This window comes from Planktothrix paucivesiculata PCC 9631 (assembly GCF_900009265.2).
Classification (GTDB): domain Bacteria; phylum Cyanobacteriota; class Cyanobacteriia; order Cyanobacteriales; family Microcoleaceae; genus Planktothrix; species Planktothrix paucivesiculata.
This window is the reverse complement of sequence record NZ_LR734982.1, coordinates 203,733-215,746: the sequence shown is the minus strand read 5'-3', so window position 1 is coordinate 215,746 and position 12,014 is coordinate 203,733. Positions and strand designations below refer to the sequence as shown.

Annotated in this window: 8 protein-coding genes; 3 read left to right on the top strand and 5 right to left on the bottom strand. The window is 38.8% G+C overall.

Annotation, left to right across the window (positions count from 1 at the left end; translation table 11 throughout):
- Positions 1-2: 2 nt before the first annotated feature.
- Both PL9631_RS01000 and PL9631_RS00995 read right to left on the bottom strand, forming a co-directional pair.
- Positions 3-899, bottom strand: coding sequence for a hypothetical protein (locus PL9631_RS01000; RefSeq protein ID WP_083616177.1), 897 nt, complete (start codon positions 897-899; stop codon positions 3-5).
- A 102-nt stretch (positions 900-1,001) separates the two neighbouring features.
- Positions 1,002-4,436, bottom strand: a complete 3,435-nt coding sequence (locus PL9631_RS00995; RefSeq protein WP_083616176.1) for a hybrid sensor histidine kinase/response regulator — start codon at positions 4,434-4,436, stop codon at positions 1,002-1,004.
- Positions 4,437-4,771: 335 nt separating this feature from the next.
- Between PL9631_RS00995 and PL9631_RS00990 the strand changes: the two genes are divergently transcribed.
- From PL9631_RS00990 to PL9631_RS00980, 3 genes are read left to right on the top strand one after another with little or no spacing between them, the layout of a single operon-like run.
- The gene (locus PL9631_RS00990; protein ID WP_197046211.1) at positions 4,772-6,487 is read left to right on the top strand and encodes a DUF262 domain-containing protein; all 1,716 of its coding nucleotides are present in this window, start codon (positions 4,772-4,774) and stop codon (positions 6,485-6,487) included.
- Between the two features lie 37 nt (positions 6,488-6,524).
- The gene (locus PL9631_RS00985; protein ID WP_156090403.1) at positions 6,525-6,662 is read left to right on the top strand and encodes a hypothetical protein; all 138 of its coding nucleotides are present in this window, start codon (positions 6,525-6,527) and stop codon (positions 6,660-6,662) included.
- 28 nt (positions 6,663-6,690) lie between these two features.
- Positions 6,691-6,903, top strand: a complete 213-nt coding sequence (locus PL9631_RS00980) for a hypothetical protein (protein WP_083616175.1) — start codon at positions 6,691-6,693, stop codon at positions 6,901-6,903.
- Between the two features lie 13 nt (positions 6,904-6,916).
- Here the strand turns inward: PL9631_RS00980 and PL9631_RS00975 are convergent, their stop codons facing one another.
- The 3 genes from PL9631_RS00975 to pruA all read right to left on the bottom strand — a co-directional run bounded on the left by PL9631_RS00975 (position 6,917) and on the right by pruA (position 11,744).
- Positions 6,917-7,216: a hypothetical protein gene (locus PL9631_RS00975; protein ID WP_156090402.1), complete on the bottom strand. Its 300-nt coding sequence runs from the start codon at positions 7,214-7,216 to the stop codon at positions 6,917-6,919.
- Positions 7,217-7,551: 335 nt separating this feature from the next.
- Positions 7,552-8,643 carry an ISAs1 family transposase gene (locus PL9631_RS00970; protein WP_083616174.1) on the bottom strand — a complete coding sequence of 364 codons (1,092 nt, stop codon included), beginning with the start codon at positions 8,641-8,643 and terminating at the stop codon, positions 7,552-7,554.
- 125 nt (positions 8,644-8,768) lie between these two features.
- Complete coding sequence (pruA, locus tag PL9631_RS00965; RefSeq protein ID WP_083616173.1) at positions 8,769-11,744, bottom strand: L-glutamate gamma-semialdehyde dehydrogenase; 2,976 nt, start codon at positions 11,742-11,744, stop codon at positions 8,769-8,771.
- Positions 11,745-12,014 lie beyond the last annotated feature (270 nt).

Here is a 12,014-nt window from a genome sequence, read left to right as displayed (position 1 = left end):
ACTTAAATTGGGGTAGCTGATAAATTCAAAAGATAATGGGTATTTCCGTCCATGGGGGAGACTCGCAGAAAGTAGGTTCCACTGGGTAATTTATCTAATTTAATCGATTCTGGGGTTAGACCTAAATTAGTGGAACTAGCAACAATTTCATTACTTTGAACCGCTCGATTATTATTCAGGTCATAAATCAAATCCAGGTCTAAATTAGCTTTCATTTGATTCATGATTATACTAACCTGACTATTAAAATTAGGAATAATAAACTCATAAATATCAATGGGGTTAGCGGCATCTATTAAGCCTACAATGGTTCTTTGTCCTAATAATATATCTATATTAATGGTTTGGGTCAGGTCATCTTGAAAAGCCGGAGCAATTCCTAATCTTTGTTCCTTTAATCCTTGCCTCCAAAAATGCTCAAAAAATGTCTGATATTGCCCGGATTGAATATCAGATAATACATCGGGATATCGAGTTTGATAAAAGTTAGTATCAAAATCAATACTGGGATTACGTCCTTCATATTGTCCCTGGAGAAAAAAATGTTCAAACGGGTTTATTTGTCCTTGTAAAAAACCTGATTTAATATCAGGATATCTTTCTAAATAATAGATAGGATCAAATAACGGATTAGGAGAACGGGGTTCAAATTGACCAAAATCAATAAAATGTTTAACAGCCGTAATAAATTCTCCCTCAATTTGGATTGACAATTCCAGATCTCCCTGTTGATAATATTGACTATCAAATAAAGGATTAGGTTCATAACCCAAAAATTGACCCTCCTCGACAAAATGATCAAAAGCGTTCCGAAATTCTTGCCTTTCAATCGTTGGAGCTACATCAGGATATGTGCTCAGATAGAATTGTTCATCAAATAGCGTTTCCAAAGTTAACATCAGCTTAAAATCTCCCTATTATTGACTTAATTATACAAAATCTACCGATTCATTACCCATTACCCATTACCCATTACCCATTACCCATTACCCATTACCTAATTATCTAATAATTCCAATTAAATTGGCAATGGTAAATAGTAATTCATAGGGTTCTACGGGTTTGGCTAAATGGGCGTGAAATCCGGCGGAGAATGCGGCTTGACGATCTTCATCTTTGGCATAGGCTGTAAGTGCTAAAGCAGGTATTTGTCCTCCTTCTTCCGGGGGTAATAGACGAATTTGACGCATTAGTGAATAACCGTCTTGCTCTGACAGTCCAATATCACTAACTAAAATATGAAATGGAGATGTGGTACTATTGGCGTTGAAGATATTAATGGCTTGTTCTGCACTCCCAACGGTCACCACCTCTGACCCACAATTCTCTAAAATATGAGCGACTAAATCCCGAGCATCCAGTTCATCATCAACGACTAAAATTTTAACCCCTTTGAGTTTTAAACAACTTTCAAACATCAAATCCTGATCACTAAAACCTCCTTGAAGATTCTGATAATCCTTTGACATTTTGGGTGTCATTAGGGGTAATTTTACGGTAAATACTGTCCCGTGTCCTAACCCGGGACTATTGACGGTTACGGTTCCTCCATGGATTTCAACTAAATGGCGAACAATGGTTAATCCTAATCCTAATCCGCCCTGTTTCCTAGTAATTGAACCATCGGCTTGACGAAATCTTTCAAACACAAAGGGTAAAAACTCCTTGCTAATCCCTTGTCCGTTATCAATAACTTGAATTTCTGCATAATCTATGGCTTCAGAATTGCTATCAGTTCCCAAGGAATTTTGATCCTGACACTTATAAATTCTCACCTGAATTTCTCCCCCTTCTGAACTGAATTTTATCGCATTGGTTAATAGATTCCATATCACTTGTTGCAAACGGTTGCTATCCCCTAAAACCATCCCAATATTAGGCTCGCAGGAAATATTAATTTTAATATCTTTCGCCTCAGTTATGGAGCGTACCGTTTCAATTGCAGATTCAATCACCGGCATTAAAGCAGTGGGATTAGGGTTATAATTTAGTTTTCCACTAATAATTCGAGAGACATCTAATAAATCTTCTATCAGTTGGGATAAAGCTCGGCTATTCCGATTAATTGTTTCTGTCGCCCGATTAAATGTTTCTTTGTCTAAATCTCGGGATATTAACAGTTGTGTCCATCCTAAAATAGCATTCAAAGGAGTCCGCAATTCATGGGAAAGTGTGGCTAAAAATTCATCTTTGAGGCGGTTAACTTCTGTTAACTCCTCCGCCCGGGTACGCAGTTGAGCTTCTAATTGTTTACGAGTGGTAATATCGCGCAGGGCTGTTACTTGAACTTGACGTCCTTTATAAATTTGATCACGCCCGATGATTTCTACATCAAAGATTGTACCATCTTTTCTTAATCCCATTGCTTCCAATGGAGCTTCTAAGTTGTTTCTGATATTTTGTATAATTAAATCCTGACTCTCGGGGGTGACAAAATCCAGCAAAGAAGATCCCATCATTTCCCCTAAAGGGTAATCAAACATAATAGACGCTCCTTGGTTAGCCTCAAGAATTATGCCATTTTCATGAATAATAATGCCATCAAAGGTGGTTTCAATTAAGGTTCTAAACCGAGCTTCACTCTCTTGTAATTCTTCCTCGGCGTGTTTGCGTTCTGTGATATCTTCGTAGATAAATACGGCTTCGCGAATTTCACCCATTTCATCCCGCACCGGATAAATATAAGCCTCAACCCAGCGTTGAGCATACCCATAACTCGACAGTCCTGGGAAGCTTTGATGAGGATCATATAAAATCGGAGGAATAGCCACGGCTTCCCCTGCTAAACCCTTTTGTATATAGGGAATTACCCCCTTTTCAATCAGTTGTTGATCAGCTAAAAGATTGTAGTCTTTAATCGTTTCTGCTTTAATTCCCCATAGCTCCTCCCAGGCTCGATTCACTCGCTGAACTGAACCATCTAATGATAGGATTGAAATACTCAGGGGAGATTGTTCAACCATTGTCCGGTATTGTACTTCTGAGCGACGCAATAGGGTTTCGGCTCGATGACTTTCTGTGCGATCAATGGCGACACCCCCAACTAATGGCTCTCCCTGATCAACCCAAATTGGAAATTGATAGATGAGAAATTCTCCGATTTGGCTGCCACGTCGAGGCAGAGATTCAATCACTTCTAAAACCAAGTTTTGCGAAGCCACGATCGAAGTATGAGTCAAGAATTTAGAGGCTATATCTGGAGGAAAAATATCAAATATAGTTGTTTCTGAAGCGTCTTGGGAAACTGGAAAGGTTTGGGTATAACTTCTACTGAAATATAACATTCGACCTTGGCGATCGCAAATCCAAGCGACGGCCGGGTTATAGTCCATAAAAGCCTGAAATCGGGCTTCACTATCTTGCAAAGCTTTTTCTGATTTTCGCAGTTCCGTGGCGGTTTTTTCCGCAATATGTCGGGCTTTAATTTGCGATCGCATTAATCCAAATAAGATAATACCAACACAACTTCCTACTAAGGCAATATAGGGAGCAATCAGACGTTGGGAATTAAAATCAAGTTCAGGACGGGAAGTATAAACAATCGTCCAAGTTTGTCCGGCAATCGAGAGCATTTTTCGGCGCTCAAATTGGGGCTTAAAACCTAATAGACGATCGGGATTAGAAGTATACAATAGAGAAGATGGAGTAATCGCTAAACCATCATAAATTTCAAAATCGATAAAAGATTCTCGGTGATTTCCGAACAGCCCTTTCATCAAGTCACCCATCCGAAACGGACTATAGATAAATCCCAGCAATTTCTCCCTGCGTTCTGTGACCGTTGGGGGAGTAGAATTACCTCGATAAATGGGAAAATAGATCAGAAAACCCGCTTGTTGTTCGCCATCGATTTCTTGTCGGAGTTTAACCTTCCCCGATGCCGCGGCCACCCCTGCATCCCGGGCGTGTTCCATGGCGCGGTGACGCGCGGGTTCGGTAAACATATCAAAACCAATGGCGGCTTGATTGCGTTTATCTAGGGGTTCTAGGTAGATAATGGCATGATATTCCGGTCGAGGATAATCAGGATTGATCGCCAAGTTAGGAATACCTTCAGCTTTCATCTGGGCAATTAATTGATCTTTTTCCGAGGGTCGAACCCGAATCGTAAACCCTATTCCCTGAATCCCAGGATATTCGCCCCGCAGTTGTAACTGTTCCATATAGGCGCGGAATTTTTCTCGATCCACGGTATCATGACTGGCAAATAAACCGCTTCCGGCGCGGAGCAAGGCAATATAGGTTTTAACCCGATCTCGAATCAGGTTTTCCGTCTGTTGGGCGGAGGCATTAAATTGCAACTTATCCTGACTACGGGCTGTTGATTCTACATAATAGGTGGCGATCGCCGTTAGCACCAAAGTACCCAACAGAACCAAATAGGGGACAATCTGCCGATTCGGAGATAGGAATTTATACAGCCATTTGCGCTTCATAGAGCTATCATGGAAAGTCTGGGGATTAGAACTGCGGGTGAACAGTTAATGTCCTGGTTTTTTGGGGTTATTACTACTCATGGTTTTTTGCACATCATATCACGGAAAATTGGATTGGAAAGTTACCAGAAAGCAATTCTGCTCAGATTTACGCTTGTATTGTAATATGGAATTTAGTGATCGCTGCTTGTAGTAGCACTTTAGTGGGGCAAGGCTGACAATTCTCATTGTAAGCAGCAAATATAACAGTTCTAAAGATTATGGTAAAATCTTAAAGATTAACTGTTTTACCCAAAACAGAAAAACATAAAAACATCTTGAATTAAACCAACAACATGAAAGCTACAGAAACAACTCTTAGGAATCTATTAGAAGGTACTAAACAATTCCAAATTCCCCTTTTTCAAAGACCCTACTCTTGGACTACAGAAAACTGGGAAAATCTTTGGGAAGATCTGATGAAACTTTATACTAATGAAGTAGAAGGTTCATATTTTGTGGGGGCTATTGTTACTCAGGCAATACTTGGAACAGCAGATGGTATATCTCCTTTTCTAGTTATTGATGGGCAACAACGCTTAATTACTCTCACTGTTTTATTAGCTGCTATTCGTCAGTATTTGTTAAAAGATAAAACTCCAACAATTAAGGATAAAAATCAAAAACTTGCTGGAGAGTTGTATGATAAAATTTTAACCAATCAATATAAAGAAGGTGAAGATTTTTACAAGGTATTACCAACTCAAGGAGATCAGGAAACTTATCAAAGCATTGTCACAGCCACAAAAGAGAAAGAAATGAAAAAAGAAGGCATGATATACCAATGTTATAATTTTTTCAAAGAGAAACTTAAAAAACCCCATCAAGAAGAAGGAGGTTTGGCACTAGATTTAGCAAAATTCAAGACTGTTATTTTAGAACGTTTAATTCTAGTTAATATTACTTCCGATGAGCAAGATAATCCGTATCTGATTTTTGAAAGCTTAAATTATAAGGGAGAAGAACTAACTCAAGCTGACTTAGTGCGTAACTATATTTTCATGAAATTGCCCCGTCAGAAACGAGAAGAAATATATCAGGATAAATGGTTGCATCTTGAAAATCAATTCAAGGCTAATGTACCTCCAAAAGAATATGCGCGTGAATTAACAACTGCATTTTGGTTTTATTTGCGTAAAGATGGAGAAGCAGTAAATGAGAAAGAAGTTTATAAAGTCATCAAAAATCGTTTTGATAATGCGCCTAATGAAATTGAATCTAAGTTAGAAGAAATTATACAATTTATTAAATACTATCAGCGATTAAAATTTTATCATAGAGAATCAGAAGGTAAGCTACGTTATAGGTTCGAGCGGTTAATGCGTTTGGACTTCACAACTTGCCATATTTTCCTGCTTAACGTTTATGACGAGTTTGATAAGGATAAACTTTCTCTTGAACAGTTTGAAACTATTTTGGGTTACTTAGAGTCTTATTTTGTGCGTCGTTGGTTTGCTGATGTTTCTACAAAAAGCTTGGGTAAGGTATTCAATAATTTATACAAAGAAGTTCAAGCAGCAAACTCCGATGACTTGGTAAAGGGACTACAGACAGTTCTGTGCGGATATGAAAAAGAGAAAATTTGGCCCTCAGATGAGGATTTTCGTAAAAAAATTATTACTAAGTCTTTGTATAGTTCAAAGAATTCTGATCGAATTAAATTAATTCTGGAAAGTTTAAATTTTACGCTTAGTAAAGAAAAAGTAGATCCTGACAATCTAACGATTGAACATATTATGCCTCAAACATTAACCCCTCAATGGGAAAAGATGCTAGGTAACAATTCTAGCCAAGTAAAAAAAGAATTATTACATACTTTGGGAAATCTTACGCTAACAGGATACAATTCTGAACTTGGAAACAAACCCTTTGATGAAAAGAAAACGAAATATCGGGACTCTAATGTTTCCCTTAATAAATATTTTGAAGAGATAGTAGCTTGGAACGCTGATGAAATTAAAGCTCGTGCTGACAAATTAGCTGATATAGCAATTAAAGTTTGGCCTCGATAGGTTTATATTCTCCTTGCCAACTTTCCCTAATATTCCCATGAAAATTGCAATCACTTATCTAATTAAGTTAAAGCAGAGAAGAGCGATCGCTATTTTAAAAATGGCGATCGCTTTTCTGACTGGTTCATGTGTTGGAATGCGATCGCCGATCATACAATTTACTAAGATGCTATAATTAACTTAGATTAATCAATAAGAGCACTATGACAACCAAAGAAGTAATTCTACAGGAATTAGAACAAATTCCTGCTTCTCAACTGGATGAGGTCTTAGAGTTCATTCGCTCTCTTAAGGAAACCGTTAAACCGACAGAAAAACCTTATAAACCCATTTGGGAAGTAGCAGATGATATTATTAAAGATATTCCAGAAGAAGTTTTAAGTCAATTGCCAAAAGACGGGAGGGAAAGGCACTAATACAACTTTACCTTTAATCATAAAACGGCTTTCCATCAGTAATGGTGTAAATATCTTCTTCAGGGTTTTTTAGAAAGTCAAAGGCGGGATTGTTGGCAACTGCATGAAGCCATTCTTGAGTATTAGGTTCACTATAATTCTGTAAATCTTCTCGATCTTTCCCCATTCCCACGCAAGGATCATCTTTAATAGAAATAGAAGACTGTTGAATTAATAGTTGCTGATTTGCTAATTGTTTTTCTAGGTTTTGTCTTTCTTCAGGTGTTAATGAAGAAATGATTTGAACTAAAGAATCGATGAGTTTATGGTTCATATTCTTTCAACTCCTCAATAATCTTATTTTAATTATAGCGCGATCGCCCTTTAACTTAAAAAGAGCGATCGCCTTATCTTCTTCCCTCCTCTTGATAAGCAGGGGGTTTTCATTTTCCCAAATGCGATCGCTATCTTCAAAAAAAATTATCAATTTTTCCGATCAAATTCTCTCTAATTTTCATCAGATAAGTGGGAAATATTAAGAATGAACAATTTTCATATTTATTAACAGCAAAAGATAGCCATTGTCTTGATTAATAAGACTTTATGACTATTTATTATTAAATATTTTGAATGTTTTTTTAGAAAAATAGTTTTAAAAACTTAATTAATTCAGGCGATCGCTAAAATCTTTTCCCAATTATTTCCCAACCATGACTGTCCCTCTTTTATTGAGCTAAAACCCAAACTTCTGTATATATTCAAAATTAATGTTACTAATAACGAGAATTTTCCGGCTACGTCTATGCCTTTTATTCTTGATTTATCTTCATTAAAATTCACATCTTTGACCCAATGTACTTGATTTTCAATTAACCAATGTGCTTTAATTTTTTCTGCAAATGTTTTCGCACTTAATTTCTGACTACTAATATAATATAAAGTCTCATTATATTCTTGATCACCCCGAAAACCCGTTCTTTCTACCTGAATAAAACTTTGAAGATGAGGATAATTTTTATGGTTGACATTTTGGCTATCAAATACTGATACTTTTCTGCTAATATTTCGCCCATGACTGACATCTTTTTCTTCATATACCGTTAAAGGTTTTTCGATTTCTGCTAAAATCTTGATCCGATTGTGCAATTTAATTTGATTCCCTTTTACCGTAATTAAATAATTATTTTTGCTCTCAATTATTGCCTGAGTTGTTTCCTTACTACAATGGAGAGCATCGAGGGTAAATACTTTATTTAATAACCCGCATTTTTCTATCATAGACAGAACTTTAGCGTTTTCAGAACTTTGTTTACTTTCAAAACTTTCCGATTTAATTACTAACTTTGTTTCTTGACTAAACCAAGATACCATAATTAACATATTTTGTTTCTGATTTTCATAGTTAGTCAGGGTGTTTTTTAAAGATTTTCCATCGATCGCAATCCAATCAACGCCTTCTTGTTGCCAATAATATTCCTGGACTATTGACTGAAAAACCAACTGAATTTCTATTGAATTTATTCCGAGCATTACTCGTCTTATGGTACTATAAGACGGCAATTTTTTAGTGTTAGTTTCTAATAATTTAATTAGCTTATTTTCTTCATTTTTTCTAAAATTATCTATTTGCTTATAAGTAACATTGCCAGTTAGCAGTGCTAAAACAATGATAGTCAACACTACCCATAATTCATGTCTTTTACCACGATTTTTCCGAAAATCCTTGACTAACTTCAGTTGTTCGATTATACTGTTTAACATAGTTTTTTAAAATCAAATAAAAGTGATCTTTCTTTGATTTTACCAAAAAAAGATCACTTTTATTTTCTTTTTTACCCCCGACAATGAAAACACCCTGGCTTGATAAGGGGAGGGTTAGGGTGGGGTTATTCCATCCCTTCAATTGGTGCAAAACCCTGACGTTGAATATTTTCAGTAATGTGACGGGGTTCTAAGAATTGTAATAGATAATCTGGGCCCCCCGCCTTAGAACCGACACCGGAAAGTTTGAAACCACCGAAGGGTTGACGGGAAACAATAGCCCCCGTAATGCCTCGGTTAATATACAAATTTCCCACTTCAAATTCCGCTTTAGCCTTGCTAATATGGGAGGGAGTTCGGGAATATAAACCCCCGGTTAAAGCAAAATTAGTCCCATTGGCAATATCTAAAGCCTCCTCAAAATTTTGCGCTTTAATTACCGATAAAACAGGCCCAAAAATTTCCTCTTGGGCGATTTTTGCCGTCGGTAAAACATTAATAAAAACCGTAGGCCCGACAAAATAACCGGTTTCCGGTGCAGCCACTTGGATCGCTAATTCTGCTTCTTGTTTGCCAATCTCAATATACTCCTGAATCTTCTGTTGAGCATTGGCATCAATCACTGGCCCGACTTGCGTACTCAGTAACGCCGCATCCCCCACATTTAAAGACCTTACTGCCTCCGTTAAACGGTTAACAAACGCCTGATAAACGGGTTCCAAGACCACCACCCGGGAACAGGCCGAACATTTTTGACCCGTATACCCAAAGGCAGAATAGACCACCCCCGCCACCGCTTGGTCAAGGTCGGCACTTTCATCAACAATAACGGCATTTTTGCCCCCCATTTCGGCAACCACCCGCTTCAGGTGTTTCTGTCCAGGTTTCAGCAGTGCCGCTTCAGCATAAATCCGGCACCCCACCTCCTGGGAACCCGTGAAGGTAATCATGTGAACATCCGGGTGTTGTACCATGTAGGAACCCACCGTTGAGCCTTTTCCTGGCACAAATTGGAACACACCCGGTGGCACACCTGCATCAACTAATACTTCCGTAATTTTAGCACCGATCACCGATGACACTTCCGCAGGCTTGAGTAACGTGCAGTTACCCGTTACCAAAGATGCTACCGTCATGCCCACAGGTATCGCCAGGGGGAAATTCCAGGGGGAAATAATCAGAGAAATGCCGCGGGGTTGATAGTTATAACGGTTGGTTTCTCCGGCGGTGTCATACTGGTAGCCCTGATCTAACCGTTCCATTTCATCGGCATAATAGCGACAAAAATCAATCGCTTCCGATACCTCTGCATCGCACTGATGCAAGGGTTTTCCCACTTCATAGACCATCCAAGCACTAAACTCCGCTCGCCGTTGTTCAAACAGGTCGGCGGCTTTGCGTAGCACACCTGCCCGTTCCCGCACGGGGGTATGCCGCCAGGCAGGGAACGCAGCTTTGGCGGCTTGAATGGCGGTTTCCGCTTGGTCAATGGTAATTAACCCGACTTTCCCAACAATTTCCGAGGGGTTGGAGGGGTTTACCGAGTCCACCATTTGGGCGGTATTCACATATTGACCATTAATTAACGGGTTATAGTTTTGTCCCAATTGGTTATAGACAATTTCTAAGGCCCGCACCCCTTTATCCCGTAAAGCAGCATTAGAAAAATTGGTATCGGCTGAATTAGGAAATACGGGTTTCCAAGTCTCAAAAATATTACTATTCTGGTTATCTTTTGGGGGAGATAATAACTCCTCAACTGGGCGATTCTCGGAACTTTGGCGCACAAAAGAACTATTAGCCGTATTCTCTAATAACCGTCGAATTAAATAGGACATTCCAGGTAGTAAATCCCCATAGGGGCAATACATTCTCACCCGATATCCTTTCTGAACTAAAGCTTTAGCCAGTTGGTCACCCATACCATATAAAACCTGCATTTCAAAGGCACGACTAGGCACATTTAAGGTTTCGGCGATCGCGATCGCTCTAGCCTGAGAACGGACATTATGGCTACCAATAGCTGAATAAATATATTGATGATTTTCTAACATCAATTTAGTCAATCGTTCAAAATTAGCATCCGTCGCCGCCTTATCATTATAGACAGGTTGGGGCCAGTCATTCTGCATAGATTTAATCGTTTCCTGATCCCAATAGGCCCCTTTTACCAGTCGAACACTCACCGGATATCCCCGCAATTTCACCCATTCAATAATCCCTTCTAAATCCTTTTGAGATTCTCGTAAATAGGCTTGTACTGTCATCCCAATATCTGTCCGGTTGCGGAATTCTGATTCCATCAACAGATTTTTTAAAATACTGAAGGTTAAATCTTTATAGGCGTATTGTTCCATATCAAAATGCACCGCTGCCCCCAATTCCTGCGCCCGACGTAATAAAATACGGATGCGTTCACCGACTTTTTCTTCACTTCCTTGAGCATCTAAAGGATCAAATTGGGAATAAAATGCGGTTAATTTAACCGAAACTTGAACTTTAGGAATCGGGTTACCATCGGCTTGATCAATTTGGGGAATATTCTGCCATTTTTTAGCAGCCTCACTGAGTTTTTCCATCAATTCTAAATAATTATTTAGATAAGACTGCGCCTCAGTTTCCGTAATAACAGCTTCCCCTAATAAATCAACAGTAAACGCCATTTTATCTTTGCGTAACTGTTCTAAAGTTTTAATCACTTTAGGAATATTTTCCCCAGCAATATATTTTTGAGCTAGGGTTTCTACCGCCGGAGCTACGGTAGTCGCCGCCAGTTGTCCGGGTACGGAGTCGGGGTTGGCAAAGTTGAGTAATTTTTTCAACATATCGGGAAGTTCGACTTCTGCTGTTGTCAAATATTCCTGAAGGTGGGCGGCAATTTCGGATTTACTCCGTAATGCGGGTAAACAGTCAATAAAATGAAATAATTGTACCCGTAAACCTGGGTTTGCCATTGTCCAGTCGAGGAGCTTATCATCTAAGCGCATTTGGTCTTGTAACTGTCCGAACAATGAGCGTTTTTTTTCTTGGGTCGCCACCAGTAATTGTTTAGCAATTTCTAGGGTTTTGGGTTCGTAGGTGTCAGGGTATTGTGCAACCACGGTTGAATGTCTCCAGTTAAGATACAGCATGACGAATGAGGGGAAATGTCAGGAAGTTCTGACAATTATTTCCCCTCATTTGTGTTTAGGTTCATTTCTTCTATTGTACGTCTAAAGGGGTGACTGGATTAAAAGGTGTTAAAGTTGAGGTTTTATTAACAGTATTTCTTCTTAGATTATTACCCTCGTTGCCCTCGTTCCCAGGTTCCACCTAGGAATGCAAATAGGAGGCTCTGCCTCCGGTTCAAACAGCAGGCGGAGCCTGCAAAA